General features: G+C 67.6%; 12 protein-coding genes. 6 read left to right on the top strand and 6 right to left on the bottom strand.

Annotated elements, in window-relative coordinates; genetic code table 11:
- Positions 1-52 precede the first annotated feature (52 nt).
- From N5C18_RS04595 to N5C18_RS04610, 4 genes are all read right to left on the bottom strand, one after another.
- Positions 53-943 carry an alpha/beta fold hydrolase gene (locus N5C18_RS04595; protein WP_180878704.1) on the bottom strand — a complete coding sequence of 297 codons (891 nt, stop codon included), beginning with the start codon at positions 941-943 and terminating at the stop codon, positions 53-55.
- 140 nt (positions 944-1,083) lie between these two features.
- Positions 1,084-2,100, bottom strand: a complete 1,017-nt coding sequence (locus tag N5C18_RS04600) for a 3-oxoacyl-ACP synthase III (protein ID WP_004153587.1) — start codon at positions 2,098-2,100, stop codon at positions 1,084-1,086.
- 102 nt (positions 2,101-2,202) lie between these two features.
- The gene (locus N5C18_RS04605) at positions 2,203-2,520 is read right to left on the bottom strand and encodes a DUF4156 domain-containing protein (protein WP_005407628.1); all 318 of its coding nucleotides are present in this window, start codon (positions 2,518-2,520) and stop codon (positions 2,203-2,205) included.
- Positions 2,521-2,677: 157 nt separating this feature from the next.
- Positions 2,678-5,527, bottom strand: a complete 2,850-nt coding sequence (locus N5C18_RS04610) for a pitrilysin family protein (protein WP_279943942.1) — start codon at positions 5,525-5,527, stop codon at positions 2,678-2,680.
- A gap of 414 nt (positions 5,528-5,941) precedes the next feature.
- Between N5C18_RS04610 and N5C18_RS04615 the strand changes: the two genes are divergently transcribed.
- Together N5C18_RS04615 and N5C18_RS04620 are read left to right on the top strand one after the other, a co-directional pair.
- Positions 5,942-6,418 carry a hypothetical protein gene (locus N5C18_RS04615; protein ID WP_053448482.1) on the top strand — a complete coding sequence of 159 codons (477 nt, stop codon included), beginning with the start codon at positions 5,942-5,944 and terminating at the stop codon, positions 6,416-6,418.
- Between the two features lie 69 nt (positions 6,419-6,487).
- Complete coding sequence (locus N5C18_RS04620) at positions 6,488-6,967, top strand: tRNA (cytidine(34)-2'-O)-methyltransferase (protein WP_004153580.1); 480 nt, start codon at positions 6,488-6,490, stop codon at positions 6,965-6,967.
- Positions 6,968-7,254: 287 nt separating this feature from the next.
- On the opposite strand, the gene N5C18_RS04625 is transcribed toward N5C18_RS04620, so the two are convergent.
- Positions 7,255-8,418, bottom strand: a complete 1,164-nt coding sequence (locus N5C18_RS04625) for an acyl-CoA dehydrogenase family protein (protein WP_053448481.1) — start codon at positions 8,416-8,418, stop codon at positions 7,255-7,257.
- A gap of 257 nt (positions 8,419-8,675) precedes the next feature.
- Here N5C18_RS04625 and N5C18_RS04630 point away from each other — a divergent pair, with 257 nt between their 5' ends.
- Complete coding sequence (locus N5C18_RS04630) at positions 8,676-10,352, top strand: electron transfer flavoprotein-ubiquinone oxidoreductase (protein ID WP_279943943.1); 1,677 nt, start codon at positions 8,676-8,678, stop codon at positions 10,350-10,352.
- 65 nt (positions 10,353-10,417) lie between these two features.
- Positions 10,418-10,819, top strand: coding sequence for a c-type cytochrome (locus N5C18_RS04635; protein WP_053511122.1), 402 nt, complete (start codon positions 10,418-10,420; stop codon positions 10,817-10,819).
- Here the strand turns inward: N5C18_RS04635 and N5C18_RS04640 are convergent.
- Entirely contained in the window at positions 10,813-14,412 is a 3,600-nt protein-coding gene (locus tag N5C18_RS04640) for a transporter substrate-binding domain-containing protein (RefSeq protein WP_279943944.1), read from the bottom strand. The two genes, N5C18_RS04635 and N5C18_RS04640, sit on opposite strands and share 7 nt — an antisense overlap.
- A 75-nt stretch (positions 14,413-14,487) precedes the next feature.
- Here N5C18_RS04640 and N5C18_RS04645 point away from each other — a divergent pair, with 75 nt between their 5' ends.
- Both N5C18_RS04645 and N5C18_RS04650 read left to right on the top strand, forming a co-directional pair.
- Positions 14,488-15,126 carry a response regulator transcription factor gene (locus N5C18_RS04645; protein ID WP_053511118.1) on the top strand — a complete coding sequence of 213 codons (639 nt, stop codon included), beginning with the start codon at positions 14,488-14,490 and terminating at the stop codon, positions 15,124-15,126.
- Between the two features lie 249 nt (positions 15,127-15,375).
- Complete coding sequence (locus tag N5C18_RS04650) at positions 15,376-15,783, top strand: glycine zipper 2TM domain-containing protein (RefSeq protein ID WP_040006712.1); 408 nt, start codon at positions 15,376-15,378, stop codon at positions 15,781-15,783.
- The last annotated feature ends 64 nt before the right edge of the window (positions 15,784-15,847 follow it).

A 15,847-nucleotide genomic window follows, 5' to 3' on the forward strand; every position in this document is an offset into this window, starting at 1 on the left:
CACCTACCGATTACCTCTTCCGGTGGGTGCCGACCGTTGGTCGGCACGCCCCTCAGATCGGGTTGCTGTCGAGGAACGCGCGGATTTCCGGCACCAGCACGTCGTGCTTGTCTTCCAGCACGTAATGGCCGGCGTCCTCGAAGGCATGCACCTGGGCCTGCGGCAGCGCCGCCTGGAAGCCCTTCAGGAAATGATGGTCGAACACGAAGTCGCGCAGGCCCCAGCCGAGGAAGGCCGGGCGGTCGGCGAACGACGGCAGCGCCTTGCCGGCGCGCTCCAGCAGCGACCAGGCCTTGTCGGCCGGTGACAGCGGGATGTCCTGCATGAAGCGGATGGTGCTGATGCGGTTGGCGTAGCTGTTGTACGGCGACACATAGGCACGGCGCACATCGGCCGGCATCTTCCGTTCCACGCCCAGCCACGAGGCGCCGGACGAGAACGCGTTGAAGGTGCGGATGATCCACTCACCGATCTTCCAGTGGCGGCCCAGCGCGATCTGCCACGGCATCTTCTTCGCCGCCGGCATCGGGAACGCGGCGGTGTTGAGCACCACCAGGCGCTTCACCTGCTCGTGGTGCGACAGCGCCCAGCCGAAACCGATCATGCCGCCCCAGTCGTGCACGGCCAGGGTCACCGGGCCGGTGATGCCCAGATGCTTCAGCAGCGCATCGAGGTCGTCCACGCGCGACTGCAGGGTGTATTCGTAGCGGCTGTCGTCCGGCTTGTCCGACAGGCCCATGCCGATGTGGTCCGGCACGATGCAGCGGTACTTGTCCGACAGGCCGGCCACCAGCGTGCGCCAGTAGTAGCTCCACGACGGATTGCCGTGCACCATCACCACCACCTCGCCGTCGCGCGGGCCTTCGTCGAGATAGTTCATCGACAGGCCGGGGCGCACGTCGAAACGCTGCGGGTGGGCGGGGTAACCGGGAAGATCGCGCATGCGGAGCACCTAGGGAGAATCGCGGCGCGGTATAGAGCCGAGCCGATGTTCGGCTGCTCTCCGGTCCGCTGCGGAAGAGCCGCGCTGCGCGCGTGAGCCGAGCATGGCTCGGCTCTACAGGAGGTCGGGCAGCGGGCTGCTTACCAGACCACTTCAGCCATCGAGCAGTTCAGGCCCGAGCCGATGCCCAGAAGCGCGATGCGATCGCCCTTCTTCAGCTTGCCCAGCTGCTTGAGCTTGCTCAGCACGATCGGCACCGAGGCCGGACCGATGTTGCCGTGCTCGCCGAAGATGGTCATGACCTTCTTCGGATCGATGCCGAAGTTCTTGATGAACGCAGCGGTGTGCGGCTGGCTGACCTGGTGGATCACGAACTGGTCCAGCTCTTCCACGGCCCAGCCCAAGGCGATCTTGGCGGCAGTGAAGGTCTTCTGGGCCAGCTTGATGCCTTCGATCAGCAGCAGGCGGGTGTCGGTGACCATGCGGTCCAGGTTGCCCAGGCACAGCTGGTTCCACTCGGTGGCCGAGCGGGTCACGCCGCCCTTGTAGCGCGGGGCGTCCGGCACCAGTTCCGAGCGCGCCATCACCATCGCGGCGGCGCCCGAACCGGTGGTCAGCGCGGCCAGCTCGTTGCGGAAATCGTCGGCGGTGACGTCCGGGGCGGTCATGCGCTCCAGAGTCTTCTCGTACACCAGGTTGGCGGTTTCGCCATCCACCACCAGCGCGTAGTCGATGTCGCCGCGCTCGATCATGCGCGCGGCGATATCCATGCCGTTGATGAAGGCCAGGCAGGCATTGGCAACGTCGAAGGTCATGCACTCGTCGCTGACGCCAAGGTTGCCGGAGACGATCGACGCCGTGGACGGCTCCAGGTAATCGCGGCTGACCGAGGTGTTGACCAGCAGGCCGACCTGGGTCGCGGTGATGCCCGCGTCTTCCAGCGCCTTGCGCCCGGCCATGGTGGCCGCATCGGAGGCCAGCACGCCGTTGTCCCACAGGCGGCGGGCGTGGATGCCGGCGATGTCGCCGAGCACGTCGGTGCGGATACCCAGGCGGTCCAGCGTCGGCTGCAGCCGCTCGTTGATTTCCTTGGTCGTCAGCGTATGCGGCGCGTCGACGTGTGCCAGGCCGGCGATCGAGACATTCTTGAAGAGCATCGAGGTTAGCGCCAAGGCTCAGGCAAAAGGGGGCGCTATTCTATAACTCCCGGGCTTTCACCGCATCTTTACGAATTCAGCCTCGCCCGTATGGTGAAGCGTTCAGCGCGGCGGGCACTGGAACGCGGCGAAGCGCTGGCTACCGTCGGCAGGGGCTGCGGCGGCCTGCACGGCGTTGGCGCCGGCACTCGGTGCCTCGTTGCGGGCCAGGGTTTCCAGCTCTTCCTGCACGCGCAGCGGGTTGCGGTTGTAGAAGCCGACCTTGCTCTTCACGGTGACCACCACCTCGCCCTTGGCGATGCAGCCGGCCGGAACCGGGCCTGCCGGCAGCACGCGGGTCGCCTTGCCGGCCGGTTCGATCGGCACCCAGGTGCAGGCGGTGACGGTGAGCAGCAGGGAGGAAAGCAGCAGAACGCGCATGGGCAGATCCTGGAAGGGTATGGGGGGATTCTGCCTGAACAGCCTGAATCGGGGGTAGCCCGGCGAGCGGGGCCCTCCGGTCACGGGCTGCGGGGGTGCCGGCCAGCGGCCGGCACTACCGGGGAGGCCTGCCCGCCATGGCGGGCAGGCGCATCCCTTACTTCTTGACCGGGTTGCCTTCGGCGTCGATCACCGTCACCTCGCCCAGGTTCAGCGCGCGCACGGCCGCTTCGGTCTGCTTGAGGTCACCCACCACCACCCAGGTCAGCGCCTGCGGCTTGATCTCGGCCGCGGCCTGCTGCACCTGCGCCGGGGTCATCGCCTCGATTTCGGCCTTGCGGCGCAGCACATAGTCGTCCGGACGCTTGAACTGCACGATCGAACCGATGGTCGACGCCACCGCGCTGGCGGTCTCGTAGGCACCGGGCAGGCTCAGGGTCTGGATGTTGCGGATGCGGTTGACCTCGGCAGCGGTGGCCGGCTTGCTGCCATCGGCGAACGCGGCGATTTCCTTGCGCATCTCCGCCATCGCCGGGCCGGTCTTGTCGATCTGCACCGGCGCACTGGCCATCCACGGACGCTGGCCCACCGAATTGACCGCGCTGCTGCGCGCACCGTACGACCAGTGCTTATCCTCGCGCAGGTTCATGTTCAGGCGCGAGGTGAAGTCACCGCCGATCACGCCGTTGGCGATGTCGAAGCGGGTCGAGCTGGTGGCGCTTGATGGCGGCACCACCTGGCCGGCGAACAGGTTGGCCTGCACCGCACCCGGCTGGTCGATCAGGAACACGCGCGGGCCCTTCGGCAGCGCGACGTCGGTGGCGGCCTTCACCTGCGGGGCATCGCCACTGGCCTTCCAGTCGCCCAGCTGCTTGTCCAGCAGCGGCACGATCTCGGCCAGCGTGGTGTCACCGACCACGATCAGGGTGCCGTTCTGCGGGCGCAGCCAGTCGTGGTGGAAGTCGACCAGGTCTTCGCGGGTCAGGCCGTTGATCGCCGCTTCGTCACCGCTGCCGGTGAACGGAATGGCGTACGGGTGGCCCTTGCCGTACAGCAACGGCGGCAGCACGCGCATCGCCACCGCACCCGGGTTGACCTTCTCCTGCTGGATGCCGGCGATCCAGGTCGCCCGGACCCGGTCGATCTCGCCCTGCTCGAAGCGCGGCTCGCGCAGCAGGTCGCGGTACAGCGCCAGCGACGGAGCCAGGTTCTCCTTCAGCGCGGACAGGTCCACGCTCATCGAATCCAGGCCGGCCGAGGCATCCAGGCTGGCGCCCAGTGCGTCGGCAGCATCGGCGAAGGCCAGCGAACCCAGCTTGCCGGCGCCTTCGGTCATCAGGCTCATGGTGAAGTTGGCGGTGCCCGGCTTGCGTCCCTGGTCGGCGCTGAAGCCGCCCGGGAACTGGTAGCTGAACTGCACCACCGGGATTTCATGGCGTTCGGCCAGGATCACCTGGGTGCCGTTCTTCAGCGTGGCGCGCTGCAGCGCCGGGAACTTCAGCTGCGGGAACTCGCGGGTCTGCGGCACGCCCGCCTTGCGGTCCACCTGCTCGGGCAGGGTGCTGTACTTCGGGTCCACCGCCGGCACGGTGAACGGCTTCGGCGTCTGGCTCGGTTCTTCCTTCAACGCCACGCGCTCACCCGGCTCGATCACCAGGGTGTGGCTGCCCTTGTCCAGCCACTGCGCGCCCAGACGGCTCAGGTCGGCGGCCGTGGCCTTGTCGATGTTGGCCAGCGACGTGCGGAAGCAGCCGGGGTCGCCGGTGAACACGGCGCACTCGGCCAGCGCGTCGGCCTTGCCGCCAAAACCACCGATGCGCTCGATGCCGCGGATGAAGCCGGCGCGGGCGCCGGTCTTGGCGCGTTCAAGTTCGGCCGCGGTCGGACCCTGCTTGATCAGCCGGTCCAGTTCCTCATCGATGATCTTCTCGACCTTGGCCGGGTCCTGGCCCTGCTTCACGGTTGCCACGATCACGAAGTTGGAGCCCAGCTGCGAGGTCGACAGGCCCGAACCGATGCTGTCCACCAGCTTGTCCTGGTGCTGCAGGCGCTGGCTCAGGCGCGAGGACTTGGCGCCACCGAGTACCTGCGCGAACAGCTGCAGCTGATCGATATCGGTGGTGCCGACCTGCGGCACGTTCCAGGCGCGGTAGATGCGTGGCTGCGGCACCTTGTCGGTCATCGTCTCGCGGCTGTCTGCACTGCGCTTGGCCACGTTCACCGCCGGCTGCGCCATGGTCGGACCGGCCGGGATACTGCCGAAGTACTTGGCGACCTTCTCCTTGGCGGTGGCCAGGTCGATGTCACCGGCCAGCACCAGCACTGCATTGTTCGGGCCGTACCAGGTGCGGAACCAGGTCTTCACGTCGTCCAGCGAGGCCGCGTTGAGATCGTTCATCGAACCGATCACACCGTGGTGGTACGGGTGGCCGACCGGGTACAGCGCCTTGTTGATCTGGTCCCAGGCCTGGCCGTAGGGCTGGTTCTCGCCCTGGCGCTTCTCGTTCTGCACCACGCCACGCTGCTCGTCCAGCGCCGCCTGGTCGATCGCACCGACCAGATGGCCCATGCGGTCCGATTCCATCCACAGCGCCATGTCCAGCGCGGTGGTCGGGACGTTCTCGAAGTAGTTGGTGCGGTCGGTATTGGTGGTGCCGTTCTGGTTGGTGGCACCGACCTGCTTGAACGGCTCGAAGTACTCGCCGTCGTGGTTTTCGCTGCGCTGGAACATCAGGTGTTCGAACAGGTGCGCGAAGCCGGTGCGGCCGGCCGGTTCGTCCTTGCTGCCCACGTGGTACCAGACGTTGACCGCTACGATCGGCGCCTTGCGATCGGTATGCACGATCACCCGCAGGCCGTTGGGCAGGGTGAACTGCTCATACGGGATATCGACCTTGGCCGGGGCAGCCGGCTTGGCGGCCAGCACAGGGGTGGGCGCAAGCGTGCCCAGGGCGGTGCTGAGGGCGACAGCCAGCAATGCAGCGCGCGGGCGAAGGGCGAGAGACATATCCGGATCCTTGGTCACGTAGGTGAACCCCGATCCTAGCGTGCGCACGCAGCGGCAGGAATCGGTCGCCAGTCACTGGGGGTGTTTGCCCTGATGCGGCATTTCGGCCCCTCGCTGCGGCCTTCTGGCAGGTCACATGCGGCGGCGACCCGCGTCCGGACAGTGTCCGTCGCCCATCGAATGGACAGGTGTCCGCCCAGCGGACACTTTTCGAATCGAAAAAAGCCTTTCAAATCAACAACTAAAAGTTGGCACGGGGATTGCTTGGTACTTCCTGCGCCAGGAAGGGCTTCAGACGCAAGATGACTGAAGACTGAACAAATGCAGGAAATCGAAAATTTTCCTTGCAAGCCCAGAATCGGTGTACTACCTTACTACCACACCACTGATCACCAACACTAAACAGGCCCCGTCATGAACGCCAAGACCATTGCCATCGCCATCGCCCTGATTGCCGGCACCGCGGTTGTTTCGTCGGTGCAGGCCTCCGAATCCATCAAGACCCTGTCCACCGTGCAGGTCCGCCCGGCCGCCGACCAGCTGGCCCAGCAGGCCTGGGAACAGGCCAGCGGCATCCCGACCCTGGCCACCGTGGAGGTGCGCCCGAGCGCCGACCAGCTGGCCGAGCGCAACGGCTACGCCGCCACTCCGGTCGCCGCCGCGATGCCGATCACCACGTTGGCCTCGGTGGAAGTGCGCCCCAGCCTGGAGCAGCGCGTCGCCCTGGCCGCCGAACTGGAAGCCCAGCGCTACGCCGCCACCCTGGCCGCCGCCGCTACCAACGTTGCCCACTCGGTCATCGTCAACCTGCCGGCCCTGCAGGTGCGCCCGAGCGCTGCCGACCTGCAGGCCCTGGCCAGCGAAACCGCCCAGGTCCTGCTGCGCCCGTAACCGGTGCCGCCCTGCCCCGTGCAGGGCGTGCGCCGTAAACGCGGCGGCCGTCGCAGGTACACTGCGCCGATGAATGCCGCGCCCCAGTTCCACGTGATCCTGTTCCAACCGGAAATCCCGCCCAACACGGGCAATGTGATCCGGCTCTGCGCCAACACCGGCGCGCAGCTGCACCTGGTCGAGCCGCTCGGCTTCGCACTGGAAGACAAGCAGCTCAAGCGCGCCGGGCTGGACTACCACGAGTACTCGCGCCTGCAGGTGCACCCGGACCTGGACACCGCGCTGGCGCGGATCGCGCCCAAGCGGCTGTTCGCCCTGAGTACCCGGGCAAGCGTGCGTTATGACAGCGTGGCCTTTGAAGATGGCGATGCGTTCCTGTTCGGCCCGGAAAGCCGCGGCCTGCCGCAGGACGTGCTCGATGCCCTGCCCGATGGCGCCCGCCTGCGCCTGCCGATGCGGCCGGACAATCGAAGCCTCAATCTTTCCAACACCGTCGCCGTGGTGATGTACGAGGCCTGGCGGCAGCACGGGTTTGCCGGCGGGGCGTAAACCGCCTCAGGTGGGTGTGAACCGCTCCTGGTTGGTTTGAACCGCACTTGGTGGGTGCGGACCGCACTTGGTGGGTGCGGACCTTGGTCCGCACAAATGCCTGGTCGGGCGCTGAAGCAATGTGCCAACCAAGGTTGGCACCCACCAGAACCAGGCTTCAGTAGGTGATCACCGATTCCAGGTTCAGCGCATGCCGGTTGGTGGGTGCGGACCTTGGTCCGCACAAATGCCTGGCCGGATGCTGAAGGAATGTGCCAACCAAGGTTGGCACCCACCACAACCCGATTTCAGAACGCGTTGATGCCGGTCAGTTCGCGGCCGATCACCAGCTGGTGCACGGTCTCGGTGCCTTCATAGGTGATCACCGATTCCAGGTTCAGTGCGTGGCGGATCGCCACGTGCTCGGTGGTGATGCCGGCCCCACCCAGCAGATCGCGACACTCGCGGGCGATGTCGATCGCCATGCGGCAGTTGTTCCACTTGGCCAGGCTGACCTGCTGCGGCTGCAGCTGGCCCGCTTCCTTCAACCGCCCCAACTGCAATGCCAGCAGCTGCGCGGTGGTGATGCGGCGGGCCATCTCGGCCAGCTTGATCTGTGCGCTCTGCGTGGCCGCCAACGGGCGCCCGAACAGCACGCGCTCCTTGGCATAGCCCAGTGCTTCATCCAGGCAGGCGATGGCCGCGCCGATCGGGCCCCAGCTGATGCCGAAGCGGGCCTGGGTCAGGCAGCCCAGCGGCCCCTTCAGGCCCTTCACGTTCGGCAGGCGATGGCTGTCGGGCACGCGCACGTCGTCGAAGAACAGCGCACCGGTCAGCGAGGCGCGCAGGCTCATCTTGTGCTTGATTTCCTGGGTGGTGAAGCCGGCCATGCCCTTTTCCAGCACGAAGCCCTGGATGCCGTCCTCGGTCTGCGCCCAGACGATCGCCAGGTCGGCCACCGGCCCGCTGGTGATCCACATCTTGCTGCCGCTGATCCGCCAGTCACTGCCGTCGCGCACCGCACGGGTCTTCATGCTGGCCGGATCGGAACCGCCGTGCGCCTCGGTCAGGCCGAAGCAGCCGATCAGTTCGCCGCGCGCCATCGCCGGCAGCCACTGCTGGCGCTGTTCCTCGCTGCCATAGGCGTAGATGGGATACATGCACAGCGAGCTCTGCACCGAAACGAAGCTGCGCAGGCCCGAGTCGCCACGCTCCAGCTCCTGGCAGATCAGGCCGTAGCTGACCGCACCGAGGCCACCGCCGCCGTATTCGGCCGGCAGGGTGGCGCCGAGCAGGCCCAGCGATGCGATCTCCGGCACCAGTTCAGATGGAAAACGGGCCTGGTCAAAGGCATCGCCGATGATCGGCAGCACCCGCTCGTTGGTGAAGCGGGCGACGCTCTCCTGCACCGCGCGCTCTTCCTCGTTGAGCAGGGAACGGACATCGAACAGATCGTACGGATGCAAAGCCATGGCACTCACGCGCAGTCAGGACCGGGCCATTGTCGGTCATCCGGGCAGAGCGTGCCGACCCAGGTCGGCACCCACCAGAGCGGCGGCCCTACGCTGCAATGCAGCAATCGGGATGTGAACATCGGCGATCTAGCTCGATCACGCGCGGCCCGGTACCCTGACACATTCAAACAACCGTTTCGCCCGTGGCTGCACGCGCGATTTCCAGGCACCGCCGGTGGCCCCGATGCCGGCCCTACCCACGAGTCATGCAATCGATGAGCGCTGAAGCCAACGCCCTGCCCCCGCGTGAAGTAATGGAGTTCGACGTGGTGATCGTCGGCGCCGGCCCCGCCGGCCTGGCCACCGCGATCCACCTGCGCCAACGCGCGATCGAAGCCGGTCGCGAACTGTCGGTCTGCGTGCTGGAGAAGGGCTCCGAGCCGGGCGCGCATGTGCTGTCCGGTGCGGTGATGGACCCGCGTGCACTGACCGAGCTGTTCCCGGACTGGGCCGAGCGCGGCGCGCCGCTGAAGCAGAAGGTCACCCGCGACGAATTCCTGTTCCTCAGCGAAACCGGCGCACGCAGCACGCCCAACGCGCTGCTGCCGGAGTGCTTCCACAACGAAGGCAACTACATCATCAGCCTGGGCGAAGTGACCCGTTGGCTGGCGCAGCAGGCCGAGGCGCTGGAAGTGGCGATCTTCCCCGGCTTCGCCGCCGCCGAGGTGCTGTATGGCGACAACGGTGAAGTGATCGGCGTAGCCACCGGCGACATGGGCATCGAGAAGGACGGCAGCATCGGCCCGGCCTTCGAGCGTGGCATGGCGTTGCAGGCCAAGTACACGATCTTCGCTGAAGGCGCGCGCGGCCACCTCGGCCGCCAGCTGATCGCCCGTTACAAGCTGGACGAAGGCAAGGACCCGCAAGCCTACGGCATCGGCATCAAGGAGCTGTGGCAGATCGACCCGGCCAAGCATGAGCCGGGCCTGGTGGTGCACGCCGCCGGCTGGCCGCTGGACAACGACACCTATGGCGGCGCGTTCCTGTACCACGCTGACGGCGGCAAGGTTGCCATCGGCTACGTGGTCGGCCTGGACTACAAGAACCCGTGGCTGAGCCCGTTCGAGGAATTCCAGCGCTTCAAGACCCACCCGTCCATCCGCAAGCACCTGGAAGGTGGCACCCGCATCGGTTACGGCGCGCGCGCCATCACCGCCGGTGGCCTGATGTCGCTGCCGAAGACGGTGTTCCCCGGTGGCGCACTGGTCGGCTGCGAGGCCGGCTACCTCAACGTCAGCCGCATCAAGGGCAGCCACGCCGCGATCAAGACCGGCATGTTGTGCGCCGATGCGGCCTTCGACGCCCTGGCTGCCGATCGCCAGCACGATGAACTGGACGCCTACCCGAAGGCGTTCGAAGCCAGCTGGCTGTTCACCGAACTGCAGCAGGCCAAGAACTTCAAGCAGTGGTTCAAGAAGGGCCAGACCGTGGCCACGCTGATGACCGGCATCGAGCAGTGGCTGCTGCCCAAGCTGGGCGTGCGCAACCCACCGTGGACCCTGCGCCACAGCACCCCGGACCACGCCTGCCTGGAGCCGGCGGCCAAGCACACCCGCATCGCCTACCCGAAGCCGGATGGCGTGCTGACCTTCGACCGCCTCAGCTCGGTGTTCCTGAGCAGCACCAACCACGACGAGAACCAGCCCAGCCACCTGACGCTGAAGGACGCCAGCATTCCGGTGAAGGTGAACCTGGCCGAGTACGCCGGCCCGGAAGCACGCTACTGCCCGGCCGGCGTGTACGAGTTCGTCGGCGAGGCCGACAACGCGCGGCTGCAGATCAACGCGCAGAACTGCGTGCACTGCAAGACCTGCGACATCAAGGACCCGACCCAGAACATCGTCTGGGTGACCCCGCAGGGCGGCGGCGGCCCGAACTACTCGGGCATGTGACCGCCTCGGGCTGCGACTGCATGTCGCAGCCCGGTCGTTTCCGCGCACCGCTATCCTGCCCGCCCATGCGCGCCTTCAACCTGCTCACCATCGTTGCCATGGCACTGGCGGCCACGGCCTGCCAGCGCCCGCCCGCCGCGCCGGCCACGCCCGAACAGGCCCACCAGCAGGCCATGCAGCGCGCGTTCGAGCTGTGCGCCGGTTGCCATACCGTGCAGCCTGGCGGGATCCATCGCTTCGGGCCGAACCTGCATGGCGTGATCGGTCGCCGTGCAGGCAGCCTGCCCGACTACAGCTATTCCGACGGCATGCGCCGCGCCGACATCACCTGGACCGCGCAGACCCTGGATGCATTCCTGCAGTCGCCCACCCACCTGGTGCCGGGCACGCGCATGTACAACGCCTTCCCCAGCGCCGAACGCCGCGCGTTGGTGATCGCCTACCTGCAGCAGCAGTCGGCTCAGTGAGCCAGCCGCTGCAGCTGTTGCTGCAGCCGGGCCACGAACGCCGCGACCGCAGCGAACAGCGGCGCCGGATCGGTTTCGGTTGCGTCCTGCAGGCGCTCGACCAGCGCATTGGCCTGGCCTGCCAGCACGCCCGCCCCCACCGCCCCGAGGCCGCCGGCCTGGCGATGCAGGTGTAGCGCCGCGGCCGCACGGTCACCGGCCTGCAGCGCGCGCTGCACGGCCGCCAGATCCTCCTCGCTGGCCTGCAGCAGGCTGTCGCGCAGCTGCTCGGCCACCGCCCGTGAGCCGAACCGCTGCTGCAGGTCGGCCAGATCGGGCAGCGCCATGCCGTCGTCGGCCACCACCTCCGTTACCGGCTCGGCGAACGTCTGGCCCTGTGCCTGCGGCAACCAGCGCAGCAGCGCCGCACGCAGCGTGGCCAGTGACAGCGGCTTGGCCAGCACCTCATCCATGCCGGCCTCGCGGCAGCGGCGCGCATCGTCGTCCAGCACGCTGGCGGTCAACGCCAGCACGGTCAGCCGCGGCTGGCCGGTGCGGCCTTCGCGTTCGCGCAGCAGGCGGGTGAAGCCGAACCCGTCCAGTACCGGCATGCGGCAATCGGTGATCACCAGGTCGAAACTCTCCGCGGCCAGCCGATCCAGCCCCTGCTGGCCATCGCCGACCATCACGTGCGGCACGCCCAGCTGCTGCAACCGCCAGGCCATCATCGCCTGGTTGGTCGGGTGATCCTCGATCACCAGCACGCGCGCCTGGCGCAGCGCGGCCGGCAGCAATGCGGCCTGCTCCTGCTCGGCCACCAGGGCCTCGACATCGCCACTGCCCGCTTCCACCAGCGACAACCGCACTTCGGCACGGGTGCCCTCGCCCAGCGTGCTGTGCAGGGTCAGCTCGCCCTCCATCATCTGCGCCAGCCGCTGGCTGATGCTCAGGCCCAGGCCGGTGCCACCGTGGTCGCGCTGGATGTAGGCACCGGCCTGGGTGAAGGGTGCGAACAGGTGCTGCAGCTGCTCCGGTGCGATGCCCATGCCGGTGTCGGTGACGCTCAGGCACAACGGCTGGGCGCCGTCCTCGCGGGTCGGCCCCAGCACCTCCAGCTGCAGGCGGACCTCGCCCTGGGCGGTGAACTTGATGGCGTTGCTGAGCAGGTTGAACACGATCTGGCGCAGGCGTACGCCATCGACTTCGTGCGCGGGCGCCAGCTGTGGATCAATCTGCACGTGCAGCGCCAGCCCGCGTGCACTGGCCTGGGCCGAGAGCAGGCGGCAAACGCTTTCCAGCAACGGCCGCAGGGGCTGCGGCACCGGCTCCAGGCGCAGCGCACCGGCTTCAAGCCTGGAGTAATCGAGGATGTCGTCGAGAATCTGCCGCAGCATCTGCGCCGAATCCTCGATCACGCCCAGAATGCGCTGCTGCTCGGCGTCCAGCGGTGAATGCGCCAGCACTTCCAGCATGCCGAGCACGCCACTCATCGGCGTGCGGATCTCATGACTCATGGTGGCCAGGAAACGCGACTTGGCCTCCGCCGCCTGCTCGGCGTCGGCCTTCGCCGCCACCAGGGCATCGGCCTGTGCGCGCGCCTCGCTCACATCCACCCAGTAGCCACTCCACGTCACCGCGCCGGCTTCGGCCGCATAGGGATGGGCCTGGCTGCGCACCCAGCGCGCGTCGGTGCCCTCGGCGCGCAGGCGGAATTCCAGGATCAATGGCGCGAACTGGCGCGCGGCCTGCTCGACCGCCTGCAGGATGCGCGCGCGATCGTCCTCCTCGATGCGCTCCAGCAGGATCTTCGCATCCTGCTCGGCCTGCTGCCGGCTGATTCCGAACAGGGCCTGCAGATCGCCGGCGATGAACGGGAAGCTGAGCGTGCCATCGGCATCGCGGCGTGCCTGGTAGACCACCGCCGGGAGGTTGTCGGTGACTTCGGCCAGGCGCTGTTCCAGGTGACGCCGCCCGGCCACTTCGCGGCGCAGCCGCCAGTAGCCGATGCCATGCACCAGCACGGCGGTCAGCAGCACCAGCAGCAGCGGCAGTGCCCAGCGCAGCACCCGCTTCCAGTCGACCCCATTGCGGTGCTCGACCGACAGCCAGTCGCCGCGCAATGCCTCGTGCTCGCGCGGTGCCATCTGCAGCAGCAGGCGGTCGAAGGTCGTGGCCAGCGCGGCATGGCGGCGCTCCACCGCCATCACCAGCTGATCGTTGAAACCCGCCGGGGCAGCAACCTGCAGGCGCCCCTGGAAGCGGCTGCGCAGCAGCTGATTGACCAGCGCCAGGTTGCCCACATAGGCATCGGCTTCGCCATCAAGAACCCGCTGCATCGCCTGTTCGGCACTACGCGCCGCCATGATCCGGGCCTGCGGTGCCTGCTGCAGCACGTAGCCACGCACGCGCTCCGGATCGGACAGCAGCACGCGCTTTCCCTGCAGGTCCGACAGGCCCAGCAGGGCAGGGCTGTCGACGCGGCTGACGATCACGTTCGGCACGCTGATGAAGGGCTGGCTGAACACCCAGTCCGGCCCGAGGTAGCGCGAATCGGCCGGGATGCCCATCACCGCCTGCAGCTCGCCACGGCGCGCCTTCTCGCGCACCTCGTACCAGTCGTGGCTGCTCTCCGGCTGCAGGTGTGCACCAGCCTGCACCAGCCGATGCAGGTACTCGCTGGCCAGGCCACTGGGCGCACCATCCCCGCCGGTGAACGACAACGGCGCCGCATTCGGTGCGAAGCCGATCTTCAGTGGCTGCTCCAGCACCCGCTTTTCGGCCTGGCTCAGCGCCATCTGCGCCGACGCCGACCATTGCGGTGGCGGCAGCCAGCGCCTCGCCAGGGCATCGCGCTGGGCCTGGCTGGTTGCGGCCAGGGCCAGGTCCAGCGCTTCGGCCAGCGGCTGCTTGCTGCTGGGGATGCCGAAGTGCAGCCGTTCGGGCGGCAGATCGCTGGGTCGCAGCAGCACCACACCCTGCAGATGCTGGACGGCGATCAGTTCAGTGGCGACATAAGCATTGCCGATATAGACATCAGCTTTGTCGTCTCTGACCATCTCGAGCGCCGCCAGCGAGCTGTGTGCGACAAGCTGCCGTGCGCGCGGGAATCGTGCCCGCACCTGCGGACCGGTCAGGAAATCCTGCTCGATCACCACCCGCAATCCATCCAGATCAGGATTGTCGGAGCCACGCAGGTCGCCCGGCCGGCCCACCAGGGCCAACGGTGCTTCGCCATAGGCGGCCGTGTACACCATGCAACGGGTGCGGTCGGCACTGAGACCGACATTCATCACCACATCGATCTCGCCACGGCACGCCGCATCCAACACGGATGTCCAATCTGGATAGCGACGGGCCTCCACCCTGACGCCTAGCTGGCGGGCAAGAAGCGACAGATAATCTGGTCCCAGGCCAACCTGCTGGCCATCATGGAGGGACTCGAATGGCGGCCAGCCGCTGTCATACTGGCCCACGACGATGCTCGGATGGGCGGCGAGGTACTCACGCTGCAGGGAGCTGAGCGGCAGCAGCCCTGGAACGCCCTGTGCCAGGGCCGCTGGCAGCACCAGTACGGCCAGCAGCAGGACCAGCCCGCGAACAGCCCAGCTACGCATCGGCGTCGATCTCCTAGAATGCTGCCAGGGACCGCGATGGTCGCGGCCCGGCCTGCCCGGTGGTCATACTAGAGCATGAGCTTGCGCATCATCATCGCAGACGACCACCCGGTGGTCCGTATCGGCACCCGCGCCGTCATCGAATCGAGCGGGGTGGGCCGCGTGGTCGGCGAAGCCGACAGCGCGCAGGCGCTGATGGCCCTGCTGGGCGACCAACCCTGCGACCTGCTGGTCACCGACTACTCCATGCCCGGCAGCCCCCAGGCCGATGGCTTCGCCATGATCGGCATGATCCGCCGCCGTCATCCCGAGCTGCCGGTGCTGATGCTCAGCGTCTCCAACAACCTGGCGATCCTGCGCATGGTGCTCGACAGCGGCGTGCTGGGCCTGGTCGACAAGAGCTCGTCGATGGACGAACTACCGCAGGCCATCCAGGCGGTCTACCGCGGCCAGGCCTACATCAGCCGCAGCCTGCGCGAGCGGGTCGAGGCCGCGGGCGGCTGGCGCATGCGCGAGGGCGACGGCAAGCCGCTGTCGCCCCGCGAGGTGGAGGTACTGCGGCTGCTCGGCACCGGCATGACCGTGAAGGAGATCTCGCTGCAACTGCACAAAAGTGTCAGCACCATCAGCCGCCAGAAGGGTGACGCCATGCTCAAGCTGGGCCTGAAGGGCGACGCCGAACTGTTCGATTACCTGCGCGACGGCAAGATCTGAGACGCAGCCCGCACAACACAGGCCCCGAACAGGGCCAGGGTGCACCGCCCGTTCCCTATCTGCCAGCTGAGCGGCCAGGCCCGCTTTCAGCCTTGCTTCATGCCGCCTGCCGCTAGATGAATGCGCAAGCTGCACGGTGGGCCAGGCAATGTTCCGGCAATGTTGGAACGCCAGCGTGGACATCACGGCAGCCGGGGCGCCCCGCGCCCTCCCTGCCCAGCGTGGCATGCACCTCACAGGAGAACGAACATGCTCAGTACTTCCACACTCAGCTTCCGTGGTCTGGCGATGGCTCTGGCACTGGTGGCCGGTGTCGCCGTGGTCAGCGATGCCAGCGCGATGTCGAGGAAGGACAAGCGCACCCTGGTTGGCGCCGTGGTCGGTGGCGTGGCCGGCAACCTGCTCTCCAACGGCGACCCCGCCGCGACCGTCGGCGGTGCCGTGGCCGGCGGTGCGATCGGCAACCTGACCACCTCCGACCGCCGCGACCGTCGCTATTACGACAACCGCTACTATGACAACCGCTACGACCGCCGCTACGATCGTGGCTACTACCGCAGCGGCTACTACGACCGCGGTGACGACCGCCGCTGGCAGCGCGATCGCTATTACGACAACCGCTACTACAACGACCGCGGCCGTCATCGCGGCTGGTAAGCGGCGGCACGGCTCACCGCGCGCGGGCGCAGGGACGGGCGGGTCGATGACCCGCCCGTTTGCG

It is taken from the genome of Stenotrophomonas sp. GD03930, from assembly GCF_029839665.1.
In the GTDB taxonomy this organism is placed as follows: Bacteria; Pseudomonadota; Gammaproteobacteria; order Xanthomonadales; family Xanthomonadaceae; genus Stenotrophomonas; species Stenotrophomonas forensis.

Bases quoted from the DNA above. Each gene is read 5' to 3' on its own strand.
- N5C18_RS04625 (WP_053448481.1), bottom strand. From the start codon at position 8,418: ATGGCTTTGCATCCGTACGATCTGTTCGATGTCCGTTCCCTGCTCAAC.
- N5C18_RS04605 (WP_005407628.1), bottom strand. From the start codon at position 2,520: ATGCGCGTTCTGCTGCTTTCCTCCCTGCTGCTCACCGTCACCGCCTGC.
- N5C18_RS04630 (WP_279943943.1), top strand. From the start codon at position 8,676: ATGAGCGCTGAAGCCAACGCCCTGCCCCCGCGTGAAGTAATGGAGTTC.
- N5C18_RS04595 (WP_180878704.1), bottom strand. From the start codon at position 943: ATGCGCGATCTTCCCGGTTACCCCGCCCACCCGCAGCGTTTCGACGTG.
- N5C18_RS04610 (WP_279943942.1), bottom strand. From the start codon at position 5,527: ATGTCTCTCGCCCTTCGCCCGCGCGCTGCATTGCTGGCTGTCGCCCTC.
- N5C18_RS04635 (WP_053511122.1), top strand. From the start codon at position 10,418: ATGCGCGCCTTCAACCTGCTCACCATCGTTGCCATGGCACTGGCGGCC.
- N5C18_RS04615 (WP_053448482.1), top strand. From the start codon at position 5,942: ATGAACGCCAAGACCATTGCCATCGCCATCGCCCTGATTGCCGGCACC.
- N5C18_RS04640 (WP_279943944.1), bottom strand. From the start codon at position 14,412: ATGCGTAGCTGGGCTGTTCGCGGGCTGGTCCTGCTGCTGGCCGTACTG.
- N5C18_RS04645 (WP_053511118.1), top strand. From the start codon at position 14,488: ATGAGCTTGCGCATCATCATCGCAGACGACCACCCGGTGGTCCGTATC.
- N5C18_RS04650 (WP_040006712.1), top strand. From the start codon at position 15,376: ATGCTCAGTACTTCCACACTCAGCTTCCGTGGTCTGGCGATGGCTCTG.
- N5C18_RS04620 (WP_004153580.1), top strand. From the start codon at position 6,488: ATGAATGCCGCGCCCCAGTTCCACGTGATCCTGTTCCAACCGGAAATC.
- N5C18_RS04600 (WP_004153587.1), bottom strand. From the start codon at position 2,100: ATGCTCTTCAAGAATGTCTCGATCGCCGGCCTGGCACACGTCGACGCG.